This window comes from Virgibacillus sp. LDC-1 (assembly GCF_030137545.1).
Taxonomy (GTDB): Bacteria; Bacillota; Bacilli; order Bacillales; family Amphibacillaceae; genus LDC-1.
Genome location: NZ_JARUVL010000008.1, coordinates 57,278 through 79,961, shown reverse-complemented (window position 1 = coordinate 79,961; position 22,684 = coordinate 57,278). Strand labels below are relative to the sequence as shown.

20 protein-coding genes, 2 tRNA genes and 1 other annotated feature are annotated in these 22,684 nt (G+C 37.7%); of the genes, 5 read left to right on the top strand and 17 right to left on the bottom strand.

Annotated features, from left to right (window positions below; all coding sequences use genetic code 11):
• Positions 1-95: 95 nt before the first annotated feature.
• Together QBK89_RS08885 and QBK89_RS08880 are read right to left on the bottom strand one after the other, a co-directional pair.
• Positions 96-608 carry a type 1 glutamine amidotransferase domain-containing protein gene (locus QBK89_RS08885; RefSeq protein ID WP_284140688.1) on the bottom strand — a complete coding sequence of 171 codons (513 nt, stop codon included), beginning with the start codon at positions 606-608 and terminating at the stop codon, positions 96-98.
• Between the two features lie 315 nt (positions 609-923).
• On the bottom strand, positions 924-1,307 hold the full coding sequence (locus tag QBK89_RS08880; protein WP_284140687.1) for a RidA family protein: 384 nt from the start codon (positions 1,305-1,307) through the stop codon (positions 924-926).
• A 105-nt stretch (positions 1,308-1,412) separates the two neighbouring features.
• Here QBK89_RS08880 and QBK89_RS08875 point away from each other — a divergent pair, with 105 nt between their 5' ends.
• Complete coding sequence (locus QBK89_RS08875; RefSeq protein WP_284140686.1) at positions 1,413-1,751, top strand: winged helix-turn-helix transcriptional regulator; 339 nt, start codon at positions 1,413-1,415, stop codon at positions 1,749-1,751.
• A gap of 180 nt (positions 1,752-1,931) precedes the next feature.
• Here the strand turns inward: QBK89_RS08875 and acsA are convergent, their stop codons facing one another.
• The 3 genes from acsA to QBK89_RS08860 all read right to left on the bottom strand — a co-directional run bounded on the left by acsA (position 1,932) and on the right by QBK89_RS08860 (position 4,982).
• Positions 1,932-3,653, bottom strand: a complete 1,722-nt coding sequence (acsA, locus tag QBK89_RS08870) for an acetate--CoA ligase (RefSeq protein WP_284140685.1) — start codon at positions 3,651-3,653, stop codon at positions 1,932-1,934.
• Positions 3,654-3,935: 282 nt separating this feature from the next.
• Positions 3,936-4,691 (bottom strand): class I SAM-dependent methyltransferase, encoded by a 756-nt coding sequence (locus QBK89_RS08865; RefSeq protein WP_284140684.1) that lies wholly within the window; start codon positions 4,689-4,691, stop codon positions 3,936-3,938.
• 218 nt (positions 4,692-4,909) lie between these two features.
• Positions 4,910-4,982, bottom strand: a tRNA-Arg gene (locus QBK89_RS08860).
• A 147-nt stretch (positions 4,983-5,129) separates the two neighbouring features.
• Between QBK89_RS08860 and QBK89_RS08855 the strand changes: the two genes are divergently transcribed.
• Together QBK89_RS08855 and QBK89_RS08850 are read left to right on the top strand one after the other, a co-directional pair.
• A complete protein-coding gene (locus tag QBK89_RS08855; RefSeq protein ID WP_284140683.1) occupies positions 5,130-5,774 on the top strand; it encodes a deoxynucleoside kinase in 645 nt (214 codons plus the stop codon).
• Between the two features lie 79 nt (positions 5,775-5,853).
• Positions 5,854-6,537, top strand: coding sequence for a deoxynucleoside kinase (locus QBK89_RS08850; RefSeq protein WP_284140682.1), 684 nt, complete (start codon positions 5,854-5,856; stop codon positions 6,535-6,537).
• A gap of 54 nt (positions 6,538-6,591) precedes the next feature.
• On the opposite strand, the gene QBK89_RS08845 is transcribed toward QBK89_RS08850, so the two are convergent.
• Positions 6,592-6,888, bottom strand: a complete 297-nt coding sequence (locus QBK89_RS08845) for a hypothetical protein (protein WP_284140681.1) — start codon at positions 6,886-6,888, stop codon at positions 6,592-6,594.
• 42 nt (positions 6,889-6,930) lie between these two features.
• Positions 6,931-7,746: a pyrroline-5-carboxylate reductase gene (proC, locus tag QBK89_RS08840; protein ID WP_284140680.1), complete on the bottom strand. Its 816-nt coding sequence runs from the start codon at positions 7,744-7,746 to the stop codon at positions 6,931-6,933.
• A 537-nt stretch (positions 7,747-8,283) separates the two neighbouring features.
• On the opposite strand from proC, the gene QBK89_RS08835 reads away from it, so the two are divergent.
• Positions 8,284-8,979, top strand: coding sequence for a GTP pyrophosphokinase (locus QBK89_RS08835; RefSeq protein ID WP_481937830.1), 696 nt, complete (start codon positions 8,284-8,286; stop codon positions 8,977-8,979).
• 70 nt (positions 8,980-9,049) lie between these two features.
• Here QBK89_RS08835 and QBK89_RS08830 read toward each other — a convergent pair.
• From QBK89_RS08830 to guaB, 4 genes are all read right to left on the bottom strand, one after another.
• A tRNA-Ser gene (locus QBK89_RS08830) sits at positions 9,050-9,142 on the bottom strand.
• 163 nt (positions 9,143-9,305) lie between these two features.
• Complete coding sequence (gene serS, locus QBK89_RS08825) at positions 9,306-10,580, bottom strand: serine--tRNA ligase (protein WP_284140678.1); 1,275 nt, start codon at positions 10,578-10,580, stop codon at positions 9,306-9,308.
• A gap of 54 nt (positions 10,581-10,634) precedes the next feature.
• Positions 10,635-10,859, bottom strand: a binding site (T-box leader).
• 68 nt (positions 10,860-10,927) lie between these two features.
• Complete coding sequence (locus QBK89_RS08820; protein WP_443089755.1) at positions 10,928-12,259, bottom strand: D-alanyl-D-alanine carboxypeptidase family protein; 1,332 nt, start codon at positions 12,257-12,259, stop codon at positions 10,928-10,930.
• A gap of 207 nt (positions 12,260-12,466) precedes the next feature.
• The gene (gene guaB, locus QBK89_RS08815; protein ID WP_284140677.1) at positions 12,467-13,936 is read right to left on the bottom strand and encodes an IMP dehydrogenase; all 1,470 of its coding nucleotides are present in this window, start codon (positions 13,934-13,936) and stop codon (positions 12,467-12,469) included.
• 174 nt (positions 13,937-14,110) lie between these two features.
• Between guaB and QBK89_RS08810 the strand changes: the two genes are divergently transcribed.
• Positions 14,111-15,058, top strand: a complete 948-nt coding sequence (locus QBK89_RS08810) for a YaaC family protein (RefSeq protein ID WP_284140676.1) — start codon at positions 14,111-14,113, stop codon at positions 15,056-15,058.
• A gap of 33 nt (positions 15,059-15,091) precedes the next feature.
• On the opposite strand, the gene QBK89_RS08805 is transcribed toward QBK89_RS08810, so the two are convergent.
• From QBK89_RS08805 to yaaA, 6 genes are all read right to left on the bottom strand, one after another.
• Positions 15,092-16,195 carry an HD-GYP domain-containing protein gene (locus QBK89_RS08805; protein ID WP_284140675.1) on the bottom strand — a complete coding sequence of 368 codons (1,104 nt, stop codon included), beginning with the start codon at positions 16,193-16,195 and terminating at the stop codon, positions 15,092-15,094.
• 106 nt (positions 16,196-16,301) lie between these two features.
• Positions 16,302-18,818 (bottom strand): DNA gyrase subunit A, encoded by a 2,517-nt coding sequence (gyrA, locus tag QBK89_RS08800; RefSeq protein WP_284140674.1) that lies wholly within the window; start codon positions 18,816-18,818, stop codon positions 16,302-16,304.
• A 139-nt stretch (positions 18,819-18,957) separates the two neighbouring features.
• Positions 18,958-20,883, bottom strand: a complete 1,926-nt coding sequence (gene gyrB, locus QBK89_RS08795; protein ID WP_443089754.1) for a DNA topoisomerase (ATP-hydrolyzing) subunit B — start codon at positions 20,881-20,883, stop codon at positions 18,958-18,960.
• Positions 20,884-20,902: 19 nt separating this feature from the next.
• On the bottom strand, positions 20,903-21,190 hold the full coding sequence (gene remB / locus QBK89_RS08790) for an extracellular matrix regulator RemB (RefSeq protein WP_284140673.1): 288 nt from the start codon (positions 21,188-21,190) through the stop codon (positions 20,903-20,905).
• 21 nt (positions 21,191-21,211) lie between these two features.
• Positions 21,212-22,324, bottom strand: coding sequence for a DNA replication/repair protein RecF (gene recF, locus QBK89_RS08785; protein ID WP_284140672.1), 1,113 nt, complete (start codon positions 22,322-22,324; stop codon positions 21,212-21,214).
• 73 nt (positions 22,325-22,397) lie between these two features.
• Positions 22,398-22,625, bottom strand: a complete 228-nt coding sequence (gene yaaA / locus QBK89_RS08780; protein ID WP_284140671.1) for a S4 domain-containing protein YaaA — start codon at positions 22,623-22,625, stop codon at positions 22,398-22,400.
• Between the last annotated feature and the right edge of the window lie 59 nt (positions 22,626-22,684).

Sequence of the window (22,684 nt, the reverse complement as noted above, 5' to 3'; positions counted from 1 at the left end):
AGGTTTTTGGTTTAACTTCAAGGGCATTTTACTTCATATATTATTCGAAATCTAAATTGAAAAGTGTTTTTTCAGTGACTCTATCTAAACGGCGTTTACAATAGATTTAATGCTTCTCGATTGAACGCAGGAATATCATCTGGCTGACGACTTGTTACAAGTTGATTTTGACATACGACTACTTCTTCATCTACAACCTTAGCACCTGCATATTCCATATCGACCTGAATTGACTTATAGCCCGTTGCTTTTCTTCCTTCTAATGTCTTTGCTGTAATTAATAACTGTGGTCCATGGCAAATTGCAAAAACAGGCTTCTTCTCATCCATAAAATGTTTTGTAAAAGATACAAACCGATCATCCCCGCGTAATTGATCAGGCGAGAATCCACCTGGAATAAACAACGCATCAAAATCGGATGGATTAACATCCGCAATTCCTTTTTCAATCGTAACTGTTGCTTCTTTATTTTTTCCTGTAACTTGTTTTCCTGTTTCTTTCCCGATGACCACTACTTCATGTCCATCTTCCTTGAAAGCCTTAGCGGGCGCGGTATATTCTACATCCTCAAACATATCCGTTAGTACACATGCTATTTTTTTACCCATTATGTTCATCCTCCTTCAAGAAATATTACATAGGAATTGTTCCCGAATCATATCCTTTTAAACATACTCTTCCAGAGGAGCGTATACGAAAAAGAGCGATTACTCTTATATCTTATGTGTTTATATAACATGGGGAAGTGAGAATACAAATATGAAATAATTAAATCCGTAGCTACAATATGATTCTAAAAACACATAAACCCCGAATAGGTTCCCTTTTTTATAAGTGCCCACTATTTGGGGTTTCGTTCAATCAAGTTGGTTTTCCTAATAAAAACTTGCTAGGCATACTTACTTTTATTTGATAGTGTATATTCAGTCGGTATGTGCGACAGCCCGAATTTCAATCAGTTGCTCAGGTGAAGCCAAATAATTTACTCCAATAAGGCTACCGGCTGGTCGATGTTGTTCCACATATTCCTTGAACAGCCTGAGAACTGGTTCAAAATGCTCTTGCGCATTTGTGAGATAAATATCCAAATAAGCGAGATTGGTCTTTGTAACACCAAATTCCTTAAGGACGCGATCGAGATTTTCAAGGGTTTGTCGGGTCTGTGCTTCGATATCACCTTCTCCTATAAACGCACCTTCCATATCATGGGAAAATTGCCCGGAAATGTAGATCATGCCGTTAACACTGTAACCTTGAGTAATACCGTGATCCCAAAGATTATGATCGTAGGTTTTAACATTCGTCATTTTTTTCTCTCCTTTACTTCAAAGTATATTCAGTATAAAATAAACGCAATGTTAAAAATAGTACGCACTTTTTTGATATGTACTATCAGAAAGGATAGTGTGAATATGGGAATGGCTGACTATAAAGAAACAGGTAACATTCAAAAGACACCTTTTGGCTATACAATGTCAGTGATTGGTGGAAAATGGAAGATGCTTATCATATACATCTTGGCAGAAAACCAACCAGTTCGCTTTAATGAGTTAAAAAGAAGAATAGGAGTTATTACCTTTAAAACGTTGAGTTCACAACTTAAAGAATTAGAAGCAAATGGGATGGTTATACGGAAAGAGTATCCTCAAGTCCCCCCTAAAGTTGAATACAGTCTCACACATAAAGCGGAAACGCTATTACCTGCTTTGGAACAGTTATGTGAATGGGGCATAAACAACCAAAATAGTTAAAGTTCTTCTTCATAGTTAATGAAATTAATAGATAATAAATCCTAGCATTAGGAGTTGCAAAAGAGTTTACTCAAAAATAAGAAAATCCAAATCAGATCGATTTGGATTTTCTTATTAATTATGCTTTTGTACGTTTTCCATCGAAACAGTACCTACTACCTTAAATCTAGCCATCTTTTCTTATTCCTCTAAGGTTGATGTATCTCCAGTTGGTAATCCAAGCTCCCACGATTTTAATAAACGACGCATAATTTTTCCGCTTCGTGTTTTAGGTATTGTATCCTTTACTTCTAATTCACGTGGTGCAGCATGCGCACTTAATCCTGTTTTAACAAACTGACGAATTTCTTCCAGTAACGCTGGTGTCTTTTCATATCCATCATTTAAGGTAATAAATGCTTTTATGATTTCTCCACGCTCTGGATCGGGTTTTCCAATGACCCCTGCTTCCGCTACTGCAGGATGTTCAATTAGCTTGCTTTCCACTTCAAATGGTCCAACACGCTCACCAGAGGTGTTAATGACATCATCCAGCCGTCCTTGAAACCAGAAATAGCCATCTTCATCTCGATAAGCACTATCTCCCGATACATACCAGCCATTCAGAAAATAACTTTCATATTTACCAGGGTTATTCCAAACTGCTCGCATCATCGCTGGCCAACCTGCTTTTATCGCGAGGTTCCCCATTTGATTTGGCGGGATTTCATTTCCTTCATTGTCTACAATCGAAGCTTCCACACCTGGAATCGGTTTTCCCATAGATCCCGGGCGAATTTCTTCTGATGGTAAATTCACAATCAATTGTGCACCTGTTTCCGTCATCCACCACGTATCATGAATACGTAAATCAAATGCTTTCATTCCCCATGTAATTACTTCTGGATTCAACGGTTCACCAACACTTAAAATATGCCGCAAAGCAGCTAAATCATAATTACTAGGTAAGTTTTCGCCTGCACTTACCATTTTACGTAAAGCAGTTGGTGCAGTATACCAAACGGAAACCTGATTTTTCTCTAATGTTTCATACCAGGATTCTGGTGTAAATCGCCCACCGCGAACAACATTCGTTACCCCTTTTAACCATGGTGCGAATATGCCATAGCTCGTACCTGTTACCCAGCCAGGATCTGCGGTACACCAATAAATGTCATCATCCTTTAAATCTAATACCCACTCTGCGGTTGCATACTGCTGAATCATGACATTATGAACATGGTATACTCCCTTTGGTTTCCCTGTTGACCCTGATGTATAATGCAGGAGTAATCCGTCCTCCCGATCTACCCATACGATGTCAAACGTATCAGATGCTGCGTCCATTTCAGTTTGATAATCGATATATTGTTCTGTAGTTGTTTTCTGGTCCTCACTACCTACGAGCACGATTTTCTCTAAATGAGGTAAATCAGCTTCAGGAACACGTTCTAAAAGTTCAGGTGTTGTAATTAATACCTTCGCCTCACTATCCTGCAAGCGGTCACGTACTGCCTGTTCCATAAATGCTTCAAATAATGGACCTGCAATAGCTCCGAGCTTAATAATGCCGAAAAATGCAGCATAGAATTCTGGACTTCTTGGCAAAAATAGAAAAACACGATCTCCTTTTTTTACATCATACTTTTTTAATACATTTGCAAACTTATTACTTTCTCGCTTTAAATCAGCAAATGTCATCTTTTCTTCACGATCTGGTGCTGTATAAAGTAATGCAGTATGATCTTTTTTAGTTGGATTATCGGCATGTCGATCAATAGCTTCATAAGCGATATTTACTTTTCCTGTTTTGTGCCAGCTAAAGTGCTTATTTATATCTTCCCATGAAAAATTCTGTCGCATTTCTGCATAGTTTACTAGATTATGATTTCCTTTTTTTGCTGGTATGCGTTGCATGTCCATGCTATCACCTCAATTATATTTTTTGTAACCGAATACATTTCTGAATTAAGCTAAATTAACAAATTATTAAAACTTTTAGGTAAGTAATTTCTATTTTAGAACATTTTATGAACAAATTAAAGTAAAAAAAACTAGCATGCTGGAAATAGGTTAGTATAGTTAACAGCGATACTTATTTAACCAAAGAAGTATTGTTTATTTAAAACAAATAAAAAAACAGCCCTCTGCAAGTTGCAGAAGACTGTTATACGATACATCTTTAATTCTATTTATCTATCTTATCTACCGCACACCTTCAAATGTGATAATCCGTGTATCTTTCGTAGGACGCTTTTTATATGAGTATTCAGCAGAACAGGTTATATTAGAAAAACCTACTTTTTCCAATAAAAGCGTGAATTCCTCCACACCATACCAACGAAGTAAAAACCTTTGTAGTTCCGCATCTATTCGTTTACCATTTCGCCATTTCTCATATTTTAAATAAGATAATGTATATTGTTCTATCCAATTTATTTCAATAGACTTGCTCTCCAATAAAAGGCCTTCCTCGTTTGATGTAGGATATGTAACCGTCGAAATTTCTCCGGTCTTCCAATCAACAGGAAAAATCAAATCAATTATTACACGTCCACCTGGAATTAAATGCTTATAAAAACAATCAAGTGCATCCTTAGCATCCTCAAAGCTTTCTAGCAAGCAAAAGGATCCCGTTGGTATGACAATTACTTCATACTTATGAGGTAATTCAAACTGTCGAAGATTCCCCTCATAAAGATTGGGATTTAACCCTCGCTCATCGCATTGCTCTCGACACGACTTTAGCATAGCAGGAGAATAGTCAATCCCTTCAACCATATAACCCTGCTCTAGTAAAGGAATTAAAAATCTACCCGATCCAACTCCAGCTTCAAGGATCTTTTGATTCGTTCCCTTTAATCTTTCCATATAATATTCAATATCTCCACCTATTGAATATCCAATAGGCTTTGTAAGATTGTAGAGCTCCGTACTTAATTTTCCATAATAACTAAACAATTTCATTCCTCCATTGTTACGTGCGGAAGAACTTATATCATAATCCGCACCTTATTATTTTTAAAATATCGTAAGCTAATTGTCATTTCCATCACTCTCTCTTCTATAATTATTATAAATATATACTATTTTTCGAATTATAGGAAATAAATATTCATAAAAGACAAAAAAGAACAAGAGAAAAATTATTTCTCTTGTTCTTTATAATGCTATATATACGCCCCCGGCAGGATTCGAACCTGCGACACACGGTTTAGGAAACCGATGCTCTATCCCCTGAGCTACGGGGGCAATCAAATGCGACAACTAATATTATACAAAAACCATACACTTTTGGAAAGCATCTCCGACTAAAGATCTAAAGACAGAGTACCTTAACAAGACCACTTATGGTAAAATAAATAACATCTGTATTATGCTTGGATTGGAGGAGTAGCTATGACAGGAGTTCCTTTTATTGCAATAGAAGGACCAATCGGAATCGGGAAAACATCCCTTGCAAAAAAACTTTCTGTCCAATTTGACTTTCATTTACTGAAAGAAATAGTGGAAGAGAACCCTTTTCTCGGTAAATTTTATGATGATATTGAAGCATGGAGCTTTCAAACAGAAATGTTCTTTTTATGCAATCGTTTTAAACAGCTTGAGGATATAGAAAAAAAATATCTTAACTTACAAAAGCCTGTTGTCGCAGATTATCACATTTCTAAAAACATGATTTTCGCACAACGAACATTGCAGGAAGATAAATTAGAGAAATATGAAGATATTTATCATATATTAACAAAGGATATGCCTGTGCCAAACATGATGATTTATTTGCACGGCAGTTTAGATACGATACTTAATCGCATTCGCCTCCGTGGGAGAGATGTAGAAAAGAACATTAAGGCTTCCTATCTCGCGCAGCTTGCTGAGGATTATGAAACGTATATGAATGCATTTGAACGGATGCATCCCGACATTCCCGTCATCCGTATTAATGGGGATAAGCTGGATTTCGTTAACCATCAGGATGATCTCGATCACATTATCCAGCAGGTGAACGACAATCTGAAGCATTCAAAAGTGACTTCAATATAAATTCTAATTTTTTGACGTATATAAAACAAGCTATCTCAAACTATCAGGTTTTTTATCATTTTAAAAAAGGGGAAGAACGATGAATTTACGAGAGAAATACCAAATCCCGAACGATAGCGTCATTACCATTGCTGGTACAGTTGGTGTAGGTAAATCAACACTGACTAATGCACTTGCTAATGCACTGCAATTCAAAACATCCTTTGAAAAGGTCGATACAAATCCTTATTTAGAGAACTTCTATGCTGATTTTGAACGGTGGAGCTTTCATTTACAAATCTATTTTTTAGCAGAACGTTTTAAAGAGCAAAAGAAAATATTTGAATATGGTGGCGGTTTTATTCAAGACCGTTCCATCTATGAAGATACAGGCATTTTTGCCAAGATGCATTTTGAGAATGGGACAATGTCCGCAACAGATTATGAAACATATACAAATTTATTTGAAGCGATGGTCATGACTCCATTCTTCCCACATCCTGATTTACTTATCTATTTAGAAGGAACCTTTGATGATGTAATCGATCGTATCAAGCTCCGTGGGAGACAAATGGAAAAAGATACACCAATTTCTTATTGGGAAGAAATGTACAAGCGGTACGATGATTGGATTAATAACTTTAATGCATGCCCAATATTACGAATTAATATTGCTGACTACGATCTCTTAGATACAGAAAGTTCCATTGAACCAATTCTAGAAAAAGTTGGTCATTTTATTCATCAATCTAGACATTGGAACAAAAGAGAACTTGTAAAATAAAAACATAAACAGCGCCTTGGTCTGCTCTCCTTCATTGGAGACAGACCATTTTTATTACCAATATGGCACCCGCTCCTTACTGAGTTTTGCAATAAAAGGATATATACCAAGCATGACTACAATTAAAAACAGCAGCAATCCGAAAAATTGCTTTATTGTCATGTCCACTAATAATTGGAAGATAAATATGATACCGATTGGTAATGTAAAATATAAAATACTTGCGAGAGTAATTGCAGAAGAATCATAATTTTCCCTTCCACAGAAAGGACAGGTTTTCGTTATGTGGTATGCATTTTTTAACGTCGTGCCATAGCTCCATGTCCTTCCACAATGGGCGCATACTGGCATTTCACTCTCTCCTTTCGCTCTTATCTATTTCTTTAGTGTAAACTATTCTTGCTTTCCTAATGCAATCGACCGTTTACGTGCGCTTTCTACACAAGCTATAACCGCTTCTTGAAATTGGCATTTATTTAATACTTCGATACCTGCTTCGGTTGTTCCTCTTTTACTGGTAATTTTCTTACGAAGCTCTGCTGCTGGCTCAGTTGATGCTTTTAGCATTTCTCCTGCACCTAACACTGTTTGGCTAATTAATTGCTTTGCGATAAGTGGTTCTAAGCCTGCATCGATTGCTGCTTTTTCCATCGCTTCTACGAGGTAATAAATATATGCAGGACCACTCCCAGAAATACTTGTTACCGTATGCATATTCGCTTCTTCGACCGTCACCGTTAAACCAATCGTATCGAATAATGCCTTCGTCAATTGAAGCTGTGCCGCTGTAGCGAATTTTCCAGCTGAGATAGCTGTAGCCGATTGACCAATAGCAGCAGATGTATTTGGCATTGCTCTTACAATAGGTATCTGCTTATCAATGAGCTCTCCAATATAATCTGTTGATATCCCTGCAATAACAGAAACAATTAATTGATCCTCATGTAAATAAGAACGAACGGACTCTACCGCAGTTTCGATGTCATAAGGTTTTGTTGATAGAACGACAATATCTGCTGCTTCAATAACCGCTCTTTTATTTTCCGGATATTGAACATGATATCGTTGTTCAAGACGTGCAACCCTATCTTGATTGCTTTTATTTATCACATTGATCGAATCTGCTGAGACAAATTTGCTTTTTAATATTCCAGCAATAATCGCCTCTGCCATCGAACCTGCACCAATAAATACAATTTTTTTATCCATACGAATTTTCCTCCTATGATTTCGATTTCCTTCCTCCATACAAAAAGCCCAGATCCATCCTCTCTATAGGACGGACTGAGCTCCGCGGTACCACCTAACTTAGCATGCAATGCATGCCCAACTCTTCCTTTGATAACGCAGGAAACTGCGGTCAGTTTTAGCTGACGACTCCGAGGTAGGTTCACACATGCTGGAGCAGATGGGACCTTTCAGCCGATGAATCCCAATTTCTTTCAGTCATACATGTGCTACTGGCCTGATCATAGTCTGTCTATTGGACTTAATCTATATTCTTATCGATCACAAGCTTTTAGTATTGTTATGTACTATATGTTGTCTCGATAAAATTGTCAAGAGTAAAAAGGACGTTTATTTACTTTTAAATAAATGTTCCATTCTTTTCTATAATTATGCCACTTCTTTCGATTATAATAGAAGAGAACAGTGATTATTACGCACGTAAGAAAAGAGGAAACAATAGTGGATATAAAAGATTTACAACGCTTAAAAGTAGCTAGAAATGAAATTACACGGCTTATGATGACGTATAAATTTGGACAAGATGAAGTAAATACAAAGCTAATGATTTTAAAAGAAGAATTTCAGCATTTCCATGACTATAATCCTATAGAGCATATTAAATCACGGATCAAATCACCGGAAAGTATTTTAAAAAAGCTAATTCGTAAAAACCTTGAAATCTCACTTGATTCGATTCAAGAAAACATTCATGATATTGTTGGCTTTCGGATTGTTTGCTCCTTTGTCTCTGATATTTATCGCATTCGTGACATGATTCAACAACAAAAAGATATCACCCTTATTTCATGCAAGGACTATATTAAACATCCGAAACCAAATGGTTACCAAAGCTTACATTTAATTATCTCTATTCCTGTATTTATGTCCGATAGAGAAGAGCAAGTATATGTCGAAATTCAAATTCGAACTGCTGCCATGGATTTTTGGGCAAGCCTAGAGCATAAAATCTATTATAAATATGACAAGCAAATTCCAGCACATCTCTTACAGGAACTAAAGGAAACTGCCCATATTGCAAATAGCTTAGATATAAGAATGGAGAAGCTCCATCATGAAATACAGCATATTAAAGACTTAAACGCAACGGAGGAAAGTCTTCATACAATGCAGCTAAATGATGAGAATTTCCATTTACCACTCTCTCTTTTAACTTCATTAACGAAACAAGAAGAAAGCGATTTATCCGAATAACAAAATAAAACTACTGCAAATGCAGTAGTTTTATTTTTTATCTCCAATATTTATGCGCTAATTTATAAAATGGAGGAGGTAGAGGGATTCGAACCCCCGCGGGCTTTGACACCCCTGTCGGTTTTCAAGACCGATCCCTTCAGCCAGACTTGGGTATACCTCCATAATCAACATGTTTTAATATACAATAATATACGAACGGTGTCAATTACTTTTCAACATGAAATAACATACCAAAATATACCATAAGTAACTACCTACGCTTTTTAAACGCTAAAAGTAAACATCACCTGCCAGCAAATGAAGAGCCGGCAAGTGATTGTCATTTACTTTATTACTTCTTTTCCACCCATATACGGACGCAGCACCTCTGGAACAACAACTGTTCCATCCTCCTGCTGATAATTCTCTAGAATTGCTGCTACGGTACGACCAATTGCCAATCCAGAGCCATTTAATGTATGAACAAATTCTGGTTTGCCATTCGGTTCGCGACGGAAGCGAATGCCTGCACGTCTTGCTTGAAAATCTTCAAAATTCGAGCAAGAAGAAATTTCTCGATACGTATCCTGACTTGGAATCCAAACTTCAATATCGTATTTTTTGGCAGCTGTGAACCCTAAATCACCTGTACACATAGACATCACGCGATAAGGAAGCTTTAACAATTGTAGCACCCTTTCTGCATGTCCTGTTAATGCTTCCAGCGTATCATAGGAATCCTCAGGCTTTGCAAAATGGACAAGCTCCACTTTATTAAATTGATGCTGACGAATTAACCCACGGGTATCTCTGCCAGCAGATCCTGCTTCTGAACGAAAGCTTGCACTATAGGCAACATATTTTTTCGGTACTTCATTTGGTGAAAGAATTTCCTCCCGATGAAAATTCGTTACTGGAACCTCTGCTGTTGGTACCATGAAATAATCCCATTCTTCGAGTTTAAATGCATCCTCTTCAAACTTTGGTAGCTGTCCGGTTCCAGTCATACTTGTACGGTTCACAATATATGGTGGAAGCATTTCCTCATAGCCATGCTCATCTGCATGTAAATCCATCATGAAATTCAATAACGCACGCTCAAGTCGAGCTCCAAGCCCTTTATAAAATACAAAACGGCTTCCAGTTACCTTTGCAGCTCTTTCAAAATCAAGAATTCCTAAATTCGTTGCAATATCCCAATGTGGCTGTGCTTCAAACGTAAATGCAGGAACCTCACCCCATTTACGAGCTTCTACATTATCTTCCTCATCTTCACCAACAGGAACACTTTCATGTGGGATGTTTGGGATCGACAAAAGGATATTTTCTAGCTGTTCTTCTATTTCTTTTAATTCTTTATCAAATGCAGCTATTTTATCGCCAACTTCGCGCATTTCTTTTATAACTGCCGCTGCATCTTTTCCTTCTTTCTTTAAGATCGGAATTTGCTTGGAAACTTCATTTCTTCTCGCCTTTAAGCTTTCTGTGTCATTAATTAATGCACGTCTTCGTTGATCAAGATCTCCAAATCGATCTAATTCTGATAAATCTTCTCCACGATGGGATAATTTTTCTTTTACTTCATCAAAGTGATTGCGCAAATATTTCATGTCAAGCATGATATTCACTCCTTATTTTATTTATAATTAAATACAAAAACTCCCGTCCCTAGTAGTAGGGACGAGAGTTGAATTCCCGCGTTGCCACCCTTATTGAAGATAATCTATCTTCCGGCTTTTCGTGATAACGGCACGGACCCGGGTGTACTTATGAGGAGAATGCTCCTTTTCAGTTCACCAGTTCAAGGATGGATTCACAATGCTCCTTCATCGATTCTCACCAGCCATCGACTCTCTTGAGAATAGAGCAACGCTACTATTTCCTCTCATTACTGTTCAGTTTATTATGCATTATCATAGCTGATTTTCACACGATATGCAAGTAAGGTAACTGTCTTATTCAAATTTTAGTTAAACCAACCTTTTACCATATCCACAATAGAACTGAATATGTCGGCAAAGAAGCCGCCAATAGCATCAAGTGTAAGCATAAACCAGTTACTTTTCTCAACTGTTTCCGTTGCTACAACATCAACTACGTGCTTTTTATTTTCAAAGATATATCCTGCGTCTTCTCCCTTGTAAACAAGTTCAGCGGTACCAATTTTTTCACCCTTCTTAACAGGTGCGACTAAAGCGCCTTCCTTGTCCAACTTATCTTTATCTAAATGATACGTAACCGTATAATTTTTTTCGTCACCCTGTTGAACAGGGACTGTTAATGGTGCATTTGTTGCGATAGCAACTTGATCTTCTTTTCCTTTAACAACGTCAATCGTAGCTTTATCCTTTAGTTGATAGCCTGCTGGAAAAAGCTCTTTGCTATTAAAATTATTATATCCATAATCAAGTAATTTTGCCGTTTCTTTAAATCGTGCTGGAATACTATCTGTTTTCATGACAACAGAAATCAGACGTTGACCATTTCGTTCTGCAGTTCCAGTAAAGCAATAGCCCGCAAGATCGGTATGACCGGTTTTTAAACCGTCCACTCCTTCATAATAGAACTGCTTAAAATTCACACTGTCATGTGGCAGCATCCAGTTCCAATTATCAATCATATGCCCATCAAATTCTGTTTGCGGCACTCTAGAAACTTCTAATGCCTCAGGATGGTCGTTTACTAAGTGATAGGCTAAAAGTGCTGAAGATCGTGCAGACATATAATTAATTCCATCCGGCTCTGTTCCTTTTGGATAATTATCACCTAAGTCAGCATTTTCTAAGCCAGTTGAATTTACGAATTCAAAATCAGGGAGTCCCATTTCTTTCCCTTTTTTATTCATCATTTTAACGAATTCGCCTTCTGATCCTGCTACAAGCTCAGCAAGTGCGATTGTTGTTGCATTATCGGAATTAATAGCCATTGCATTATATAAATCGCGTACCTTATAATCAACATCCTGCGTTAAACCTGTACCTGAGGATGAAATATCAGCCGAAATTTTATAGGCATAATCACTAATTTGTGTTGTCGTATCCCACGTGATTTTCCCTGCTTCAATCGCTTCTAAAACAAGGTATTCCGTCATCATTTTTGTCATGCTGGCCGGAGGTAATTTCATATCAGGATTTTTAGAAAATAAAATTTTTCCTGTCTCCGCATCAACTAAAATAGCTGACTCAGCAGCTATATCTAATGTACTTGCTGCTTGTGCAGATTGAGTTGTCATAAATGGTGCAATTACGACGAGAAGTGCCATCCACCATACGATGCCTTTAATAAATTTGCGTTTCAACTTTCTCTACCTCCACTTTAACTCACTTTTTTAAAATCATGTACTATATATATCGAACGTTCTATTACAAACGTGAACTCCTTTCGCAAAAAGCATGTCGAATTGAGTAAACATACGTTGATATTTTAACATAAAATATCAATAAAAAATAGACGGGTAAAATTGCCCATCTATTTTAAAAATATATAATTACTGCTGCAGTTTACCTTATAAAGAATAATTTGGGGCTTCTTTCGTAATTCGCACATCATGTGGATGACTTTCACGTAATCCAGCATTTGTAATACGGACAAATTGCCCATTTTCACGTAAAGCTTCAATCGTATTTGTTCCACAATATCCCATACCAGCCCGAAGACCGCCGACAAGCTGATGTAATGTATCTGCTAAAGGTCCTTTATAAGCGACTCTACCTTCAATCCCTTCAGGAACCAACTTTTTGGCATCATCTGTATCCTGAAAATATCGATCCTTCGAGCCTGCTTTCATTGCTCCTACTGATCCCATGCCACGATAAACTTTATAGCGACGTCCTTGATAAATTTCTGTCTCACCAGGGCTTTCAGATACCCCTGCAAACATACTTCCAAGCATGACGGCATGTCCACCCGCAACAAGTGCTTTAACAACATCTCCAGAATATTTAATTCCGCCATCGGCAATAATTGGTACGCCATACTTTTCTGCTTCTTTTGCACAATCATATATCGCAGTTATTTGCGGTACGCCAACTCCTGCAACAACACGTGTTGTACAAATCGATCCTGGTCCAATCCCAACTTTAACAATGGTTGCTCCTGCATCAATTAATGCCTTTGTTCCCTCTGGAGTAGCTACATTGCCAGCAATAATATTTAAATCCGGATATGTTTCACGCACACGTTTAACTTGTTCGAGAACGCCTTTTGAGTGTCCATGTGCCGTATCAATGACAATAACATCCACACCCGCTTCTACCAACTTCTCGATACGCTTCATTGCATCCCCAGTAACACCAACAGCAGCACCTGCAAGTAATCTTCCTTGATCATCCTTTGCTGCATGTGGGAACTCAATGACCTTTTCAATATCCTTGATCGTTATTAGTCCTTTAAGTACATTGTGCTCATCTACAAGTGGTAGCTTTTCAATTTTATGCTGCTGCAGCAGCTTTTCTGCCTCTTCTAATGTTGTGCCAACAGAAGCAGTTACAAGATTTTCACTTGTCATCACTTCCCGAATTGAAATAGAGTAATCTTGAATAAAGCGAAGATCACGATTCGTAATAATGCCGACTAATTTTTGTTCTTCAATCGTATTTACGATCGGAACCCCAGAAATTCGGAATTTACCCATTAGATGCTCTGCATCAAAAACTTGGTGGTCTGGTGTTAAAAAGAACGGATTCGTAATGACGCCACTTTCTGAACGTTTCACCCGATCTACTTGCTCTGCTTGCTCTTCGATTGACATATTTTTATGAATAATCCCAAGTCCACCTTGGCGAGCCATTGCAATTGCCATTTCAGCTTCTGTTACAGTATCCATTCCAGCACTTATAAAGGGAATATTAAGCTTTAAGCTGTTGGAAAGCTCTGTACAAACACTCACTTCTCTTGGTAAAACTTCTGACTTTGCAGGGATTAACAACACATCGTCAAATGTTAATCCTTCTTTGACAAATTTATCATCACGCATGGAAATCCTCCTCTAGTTTTTATTCGCTAATAAAAAAACGCAGTTAGGCTAAGCTAAACAAGTACATCTATTTCTAATTACAATACGGTATCAGCCTTTATTTTTCAATCCTATATTTCAGGGAAAACAAAAGAAAATACATTCAAAATTTTAAAACATTTTAAGGGTGATCAGATGAACACAAATGAAATTAATGATTTTTACATATATTTGCAATCGCAGCAATCTGCAAGACATTTTCTTCAGACTTGCTATAAAAAGCTACCACAAGTTGATGCAGAAGCAAAAAGCTATGAAAATTGTACAACCTTCATGTACTACCTTGAACATGGAAGGAAATTTTATGAGACAGGAAAGCAAGTAGATATTGTAATGCAGCCTATGTTATTTTTTTATGGGATGGTTCATTTGGTAAAGGCCTGTCTCTTAACGAAAAGACCTAATTATCCAGAATCTACCACGATTCTTGCTCATGGAGCTTCTACACGGAAACGTAAAAAAAAGAATTACACCTTTCTTACAGATGAAGTGAAAATCCAACATCAAGGATTATTTCCTTATTTTTCTGAGCATCTCTTTTCCACTAAACGCATCCCGTTTCAAAAATTAAACATGGAGGAATTGCTTGGATTAATTCCAGAGCTTCACATTCTTTTTCAAATGCAGCATAAAAAAAAGCTCGAATCGATTGGTAAGCTTGGTGACACGATGCTCGCGTTTCCACCATCGATCCTTGATCAATATCATTTAACAAAAAAAGCATTTCTATCCCGGATTCAACCATATTTACCACAGATTCAACATACAAACCAACTGCAAGATTCTATTGTCATTGAACTAGAGCAGCCAGTATTCCATGCAAGCGGACCATTATTTATCCATCAAAATGAAACACTTTACTTCCCCTCATCTCGTGATAATTTCTGGCCGATATCTGAAGTAATGGTGCATTATTTATTGCTGTATAATTTGAGTATGCTTAGTCGATATGAAGCGGAATGGTGGGGCGATTTGCTCGTTACGAAATCGGAAATCGATTATCCTTTTATTCTCCGCTTTTTACAAATAACAGAAGCTAAAATTCCGTTTCTACTTGGTACAGAGCTCTATAAAATGGTTTAAGGTCAAAGCGAATAATTCGCTTTGACCTTGTTGTTAGCTTTCACTAATTTCACTAATATATAAGGAAGGATGATCTGTTAACTTCAGTAATTCTTCATTTTGATCTAGACGAATAATCGGTCTTGTTGGTGACTGTTTATCTATAAAAACAATGGCACCGGTTTGACCATCAGAAAGACGCACGCGCATCCCGATCGAAAAATGCGTTAAGCATTGAATAAAGGTATGTACAATGGCGGGATCGAACCTTGTGAATTGTTCAACCTGAAGCTCCTCGATCACTTTAAATGGCGATTGCTTTTCACGATAATTCCGTTCACAGGTCATGGCGTGATACGTATCACAAACAGCAATGATTTTGGCATACAAATGAATCGTATCACCTTTAAGCCCTAATGGATAACCGCTTCCATCCTCTCGCTCATGGTGCTGTAGAATTGTAGTTTTTATTGCCTTTGTAACAGCTGGGATTGATTTAACCATGCGATACGAATAGGTTGGATGAAGCTTTACTTGCTCCATATCAGCTGCTGTTAACGTTTGTTGCTTCGTAATGATAGAGTGATCAATTTTCGCCATACCAGCATCACTTAAAAAAGCTGCCAGCCCTATCTGTATCCATTCCTGTTTCGGTAAATCCATTTTCATTCCTATATAGGCGGATAGCATCCCAATTGCAACACTATGGTGATAAAAATAAGCTTCCTTTGTTGCCTCATGATGCAGTGTAAACACTGCTGTTCCAATTTCATGAACTCGCTCTAGTAACGGGATTATCAACATGCGTACTTTTTTGATATCCACGGTAATACCACTCTGCCATTGTGAAAAAAGCGATTGATAATCGTTTACCACAAGATGATAATGGGCATTAAAAGGCATGCTATCTTGCTTTGTCAATGAAATATCTGGTTGTGCTTCTTGTGTTGGTTGTGTTTGGTTATTTTGCGGTTGAAATAGTTCTCCTGCTTCTAGCTTTGTAGAAACATCGACTTCTGTAACTAAAAATCGTTCTAAAACTACAATATGCTCGCTTGTTAGCACAGTATTTTTATGCATAATAGGACGGTTTGTTTTACCTTTGACATCATTCAATAAAATACAACCTGGAACCAATTGTGAAGCTTTTACCCGCATTTCATATCCTCCCAACTGAATATTCACTATCCAATGCTACGATAGAAAAAAACGTTTAGATGTGAAGAAATCGGCCTTCAATAGCCGATTTCTTCCTTCCATCCATTTATTCTTCCTCTGGTTGATTATCCTGTTGTTGATCCGCTGAATTTACTTCTTGTTGCGCTAGCTCTACTGATTCCTCTTCTTCTTCATCTTTCTCAATCTTTGCAACGGTAGCTACTTCTTCATCCTCCTGTAAACGGATGAGGCGTACACCTTGCGTATTTCTACCTGTTTGCGAAATATCTTGAACAGGCGTTCGAATTAAGATACCAGCTGCTGTAATAAGCATAATATCTTCTTCTCCAGTAACTGCTTTTACAGCTACAACATGTCCTGTGTCATCATTTAGCTTACAAGTAAAGATACCCTTACCACCTCGACGAGTGATTCGGTATTGATCTTCCGGTGTCCGCTTTCCAACACCTTTGTTAGTCACATGTAATATTTGCAAGCCTTCTTCAAGTATCTCCATAGACACTACTTCATCATCGCCACGGAGTGAAATACCACGAACCCCACTTGCCGTTCTTCCCATTGATCTCACTTGTTCTTCTGGAAAGCGAATTAAATAGCCATGCTTTGTAGCAATCATAATATCCTTTGTACCATCCGTTAAACGAACAGAAATGAGCTCATCCTCATCACGAAGACCGAGTGCAATTAACCCACCTTTTCGGATATTGGCAAATTGCGATAGTTCCGTGCGTTTGGAAATCCCGTGCTTCGTAGTAAAGAATAAATAGGCATTCTCACTAAATTCATTTACAGATATAACAGCATTTACCCATTCTCCTTTTTCTATTTGCAGGAGATTGATAATTGGAAGTCCTTTTGCGGTTCGACTAAATTCCGGAATTTCATAGCCTTTTACGCGATATACCTTTCCTTTATTCGTAAAGAAAAGAATCGTGTCATGGGTAGAAGTCGAAACTAAATGTTCCACAAAATCGTCTTCATTCGTTCCCATTCCTTGAATACCTCGTCCACCACGTCGTTGTGCACGATAGGTTGAAGAAGGTAATCGCTTAATATAGCCATGATGTGTTAAGGTAATGACGATATTTTCTTCTGGAATAAGGTCTTCATCCTCAAAAAATCCTGCGCCACCAGCCATTATTTCCGTACGACGGGCATCACCATAGCGTTCTTTAATTTCAGTAAGCTCTTCACGAATAATTTCAAGTACTCGCTCTTCATTCGCTAAGATTTCCTTTAATTCCCCAATAAGCTTTAGAAGCTCTTTATATTCGCTTTCAATCTTTTCACGCTCTAGTCCTGTTAATCGTTGTAAACGCATATCTAAGATTGCCTGTGATTGCTTTTCTGATAGCTTAAAGCGTTCCATTAATCCTTGTCTTGCAATATCAGCAGTTTTCGAACTACGAATTAATGAAATCACTTCGTCTAAATGATCTAATGCAATGCGCAAGCCTTCAAGAATGTGTGCACGAGCTTCTGCTTTACGTAATTCAAATGCAGTACGTCGTTTAATAATGACAATTTGATGATCAATATAGTGCTGTAATGCTTGCTTCACAGATAACACTTTTGGTTGTCCATCAACTAATGCCAGCATGTTTATCCCGAAAGTCGTTTGTAATGCCGTATATTTATATAAATTATTTAAAACAACATTTGCATTGGCATCACGGCGTAACTCCATAACTACACGCATTCCATTCCGATCTGATTCATCCCGAAGATCGGTAATCCCTTCAATCCGCTTTTCGCGTACATGATCGGCAATTTTTTCGATAAGCTTCGCTTTGTTTACCTGATATGGTAGCTCGGTTACAATAATTTTTGTTTTACCATTGTTCTGCTCTTCGATATCAACCTTTGCACGAAGGGTTATCGAGCCTCTACCGGTTTCATACGCTTTGCGAATTCCGCTTCTTCCTAATATTTGTCCTGCAGTTGGAAAGTCAGGTCCTGGTAAATGATTTTCCATAATTTCTTCTACCGTTATATCTGGGTCCTTACTTATCGCCAATACAGCATCAATTGTCTCACTTAAATTGTGTGGAGGAATATTCGTTGCCATCCCTACAGCAATCCCTGAAGCACCATTCACTAATAAGTTCGGGAAACGTGCTGGAAATACAACTGGTTCCCGTTCTGATCCATCATAGTTATCAGCATAATCAATCGTATCTTTATTAATATCACGCAAAAGCTCCATCGCGATTTTTGACATTCTTGCTTCGGTATAACGCATTGCCGCAGCTGAGTCACCATCAACCGATCCAAAATTTCCATGCCCATCAACAAGCATGTTTCGATAACTGAAATCCTGCGCCATTCTTACCATTGCCTCATATACCGCGGAATCACCATGCGGGTGATACTTACCAATAACCTCGCCTACGATACGAGCTGATTTTTTATATGCTTTATCTGCATGCATTCCTAAATCATTCATTGCATATAAAATTCTTCGATGAACAGGCTTTAGCCCATCTCTAACATCAGGTAATGCACGCGATACAATAACACTCATTGCATAATCAAGAAATGAAGTACGTATTTCCTGACTAATATTTATCTCCTGAACACTTGGACGTTCTTGTTCTGCCATTTTCAGTAACCTCCTAAAAAACACCGAACATTTTGCTCGTGTGATCCATATCGATTATCAAACGATGAAGTAATGCTCCACCATTTTGTATTTCGATCTTTTTCTACTTCTTTACATATGGATATAGCCGTTGATCGTCCTATACATCCAGGTTTTTCACATACTGGGCATTTTCTTCGATAAAGTTCCTTCTCGGCTCAACCTTGTCTCCCATTAAAACATCAAAAACCTGATCTGCATCAATTGCATCGACAAGCTCAACTTGAAGCAGTGTACGTGTATCAGGCGACATCGTCGTTTCCCAAAGCTGTTCGGCATTCATTTCACCAAGACCCTTGTAACGCTGTAAGCCTGGCTTCGGTTGTTTTGGAATTTCGTCTAAAATACGATCAAGCTCTTTATCATCGTATGCATAATGAACAGCTTTTCCTTGTTGAACTTTATACAATGGTGGTTGCGCAATATAAATATAACCACTCTCAATTAATGGCCGCATATACCGATAGAAAAAGGTTAATAATAAAGTTCGGATATGGGCGCCATCCACATCAGCATCGGTCATAATAACAATTTTATGATACCTTGCTTTCGAAATATCAAAATCCTCGCCAATTCCTGTTCCAAGAGCTGTAATGATCATCCGAATCTCATTATTGGATAATATTTTATCGAGTCGGGCTTTTTCAACGTTTAAAATCTTACCACGCAATGGTAAAATCGCTTGAAAATGACGATCTCTTCCTTGCTTTGCAGATCCTCCCGCTGAATCACCCTCAACAATGTACAATTCACTAATCTTCGCATCACGTGATGAGCAATCAGCTAATTTACCTGGTAGATTAGAGATTTCTAAGGCGCTTTTTCGTCGTGTTAAATCACGGGCCTTTTTCGCTGCCATCCGGGCACGCGAAGCCATCAATCCTTTATCAACGACAATTTTTCCGATGGATGGATTTTCAAATAAAAATTTAGAAAACGCATCACTAAAAATGGAATCGGTAATTGTTCGGACTTCACTATTTCCAAGCTTTGTTTTCGTTTGTCCCTCAAATTGAGGATTAGAATGTTTAATAGATACGATCGCTGTTATACCTTCACGAACGTCATCTCCTGAAAGATTCGTATCATTTTCCTTCAACATACCGTTCTTGCGAGCATAATCATTAATCACACGAGTGAGCGCTGTTTTAAAGCCAGATTCATGGGTTCCACCTTCATACGTATGAATATTGTTCGCAAATGAGTAAATATTACTTGAAAAGCCATCATTGTATTGAACAGCTACATCAACGGTAATCCCTTCTTCTTCACCTTCAGCAAAAAACGGCTCATGAAGTACTTCCTTCGTGCGATTAATATACGCTACGTATTCGCTAATTCCGCCTTCATAATAAAATGTATCTGGCTCTTTTTCTACTCGTTTATCTTCAAGCGTAATGCGAATACCTTTGTTTAGAAAAGCTAATTCACGTAAACGCTGACTTAAAACTTCATAATCATAAACAATACTTTCTGTAAAAATTTCTGGATCAGGCTTAAAATGTGTTGTTGTTCCAGTAACATCTGTTTCACCAATTACTTTTAATTCTTCTTTTGGTACACCTCGTTCAAAGGCTAAAAAATGAATTTTTCCATGGAGATGAACGTACACTTCTAAATTAGAAGACAACGCATTAACAACAGAAGCACCTACACCATGTAAGCCCCCTGATACTTTATATCCGCCACCACCGAATTTCCCACCGGCATGAAGTACAGTCATAATGACTTCAACAGCTGGTTTTCCTGTTTTCTTTTGAATATCAACAGGAATTCCTCGACCATTATCTTTTACGGTAATACTATTGTCTTCTTCAATAATAATTTGGATATGATCACAGTAGCCTGCTAATGCTTCATCAATACTATTATCAACTATTTCCCAAACGAGGTGATGCAATCCTTTTTCACTTGTTGAACCGATGTACATCCCAGGTCTTTTTCGTACAGCTTCCAGGCCTTCAAGGACTTGGATCTGGTCGGCATTATACGTTTGTTCTTGTATGATTTTTTCTTCCATAGCCATTTTACACATCCATTTCCATTCAATTATTCAAGCTTTGCTCGAGTTCTGTTGAATAATCGTCGAGTTTGCTTATTGTTGAGATCATACTTGCACGCTTTTTAAGTGTTGAAACAGATAACGTGCTGAAATAAATATACGCTGTCGTGATGACTACTGATTTTGCATTTTTTTCTGGACCGACAATACTTTTTTTGTTTGCCGTTATCATCTCTTCCATAATGCTGGAGGATGATATGATATTTCGATCAATAATCGTAACAATTTCGTTGGAATGTATAACATTGTCATTCCCGATATGAATGAACATTATAATACCTCCGCATTTAAATTATGGAGCAACACTACCGTTATGAATTCGAAAAAGCTCTGCCTTATTCAAGGTTTCATGATGAATCCCTTCTACACTTGTTGTTGATACAAAGGTTTGTACCTTTCCTTGAATCGTGTTCAACAAATGGGATTGGCGATAATCGTCAAGTTCACTTAACACATCGTCGAGAAGAAGAATAGGATATTCTCCAACTTCATTATGGATTAATTCTAGCTCCGCTAGCTTTAATGATAATGCGGTCGTTCGTTGCTGTCCCTGTGATCCATAGGTCTGCACATCTTTTCCATTTACATAAAAAAGAACGTCGTCGCGGTGTGTTCCGATTAATGTAGTGCCTCGTTCGATTTCCTTTTGCTCGATTTGGGCAAATTTTTCCAAGTATATAGCTTCTATTTTCTCCCTACTAGACGCTTCTAATACTTCAATCGTAGGAGAATACCTTATTTCAAGCTGCTCTAGTTCACGACTGATCCCTTGATGGATTGGCTGTGCCCATTTTCTAAGAAGCTCTAAAAAAGAAAAGCGTCGCTCGAGGATATTTGTAGCGTGTACAATCAATTGTTCTGTAAGCACATGCAGCATCGTTGTATCCTGTGATGGCTTACGCTGCATTTGCTTTAACAAATGATTTCGTTGCTTTAATATTTTTTGATATTGTCCAAGGTGATAAATATACGTTGGTTGGATTTGTCCGAGTTCCATATCAATAAATCGTCTGCGAACTTGTGGTGGACCTTTAACAAGTGTTAAATCCTCTGGTGCAAACATCACTACATTCAGTGCACCAATATAATCACTTAGTTTTTTCTGCTCGATTCGATTTCGTTTTGCTTTTTTACCTTTAGATGAAATAATAATCTCCAGTGGAAAAGCTTGGTTGCGCGCATGAATCCTTCCTTCTACCTTGGCAAAATCTGCTTCCCATTGGATAAGCTCTTTTTCCCTCGGAGTCCGATGTGATTTCGTAAATGCGAGCAAGTAAATTGCTTCCATTAGGTTCGTTTTTCCTTGTGCGTTTTCACCAATGATTACATTTACTTTATCGTCAAAGGAAAGCTCTAATTCATCATAATTTCGGTAATGCTTTAAATTTAAATGTTCAATATGCATGCAAATTCCTCATTTTTCTTGAAACCGTCCATTTTGTCGGATGCATTTCAACTAGACATCTGATCTGCCATGTTTATCCATGCTCTTTGCGTGAAACGAGATAAGAACCTATACCTTCTACTTCAACAACATCATTTGGATAAAGCTTTCGCCCACGTCGTTGCTCTAGCTCTCCATTTACCAGCACCCCTTGCTCCTGCAGAAAGACTTTTACCATTCCTCCAGAATCAAGAATATTGGCAAGCTTGATAAACTGACCGAGTGTAATAAATTCTGTATTAATTTCGATTTTTTCTTGCAATTTTCCTCACCAGACTCTTCATGAAATTTTATCCGCCTTGATAATCTAAAAAGTGTCTA

Excerpts from the sequence above, each read along its gene's own strand:
- QBK89_RS08885 (WP_284140688.1), bottom strand. The coding sequence starts at position 608 with ATGGGTAAAAAAATAGCATGTGTACTAACGGATATGTTTGAGGATGTA.
- QBK89_RS08880 (WP_284140687.1), bottom strand. The coding sequence starts at position 1,307 with ATGACGAATGTTAAAACCTACGATCATAATCTTTGGGATCACGGTATT.
- QBK89_RS08875 (WP_284140686.1), top strand. The coding sequence starts at position 1,413 with ATGGGAATGGCTGACTATAAAGAAACAGGTAACATTCAAAAGACACCT.
- acsA (WP_284140685.1), bottom strand. The coding sequence starts at position 3,653 with ATGGACATGCAACGCATACCAGCAAAAAAAGGAAATCATAATCTAGTA.
- QBK89_RS08855 (WP_284140683.1), top strand. The coding sequence starts at position 5,130 with ATGACAGGAGTTCCTTTTATTGCAATAGAAGGACCAATCGGAATCGGG.
- QBK89_RS08850 (WP_284140682.1), top strand. The coding sequence starts at position 5,854 with ATGAATTTACGAGAGAAATACCAAATCCCGAACGATAGCGTCATTACC.
- QBK89_RS08845 (WP_284140681.1), bottom strand. The coding sequence starts at position 6,888 with ATGCCAGTATGCGCCCATTGTGGAAGGACATGGAGCTATGGCACGACG.
- proC (WP_284140680.1), bottom strand. The coding sequence starts at position 7,746 with ATGGATAAAAAAATTGTATTTATTGGTGCAGGTTCGATGGCAGAGGCG.
- QBK89_RS08835 (WP_481937830.1), top strand. The coding sequence starts at position 8,284 with ATGATGACGTATAAATTTGGACAAGATGAAGTAAATACAAAGCTAATG.
- serS (WP_284140678.1), bottom strand. The coding sequence starts at position 10,580 with ATGCTTGACATGAAATATTTGCGCAATCACTTTGATGAAGTAAAAGAA.
- guaB (WP_284140677.1), bottom strand. The coding sequence starts at position 13,936 with ATGCGTGATGATAAATTTGTCAAAGAAGGATTAACATTTGACGATGTG.
- QBK89_RS08810 (WP_284140676.1), top strand. The coding sequence starts at position 14,111 with ATGAACACAAATGAAATTAATGATTTTTACATATATTTGCAATCGCAG.
- QBK89_RS08805 (WP_284140675.1), bottom strand. The coding sequence starts at position 16,195 with ATGCGGGTAAAAGCTTCACAATTGGTTCCAGGTTGTATTTTATTGAAT.
- gyrA (WP_284140674.1), bottom strand. The coding sequence starts at position 18,818 with ATGGCAGAACAAGAACGTCCAAGTGTTCAGGAGATAAATATTAGTCAG.
- gyrB (WP_443089754.1), bottom strand. The coding sequence starts at position 20,883 with ATGGCTATGGAAGAAAAAATCATACAAGAACAAACGTATAATGCCGAC.
- remB (WP_284140673.1), bottom strand. The coding sequence starts at position 21,190 with ATGTTCATTCATATCGGGAATGACAATGTTATACATTCCAACGAAATT.
- recF (WP_284140672.1), bottom strand. The coding sequence starts at position 22,324 with ATGCATATTGAACATTTAAATTTAAAGCATTACCGAAATTATGATGAA.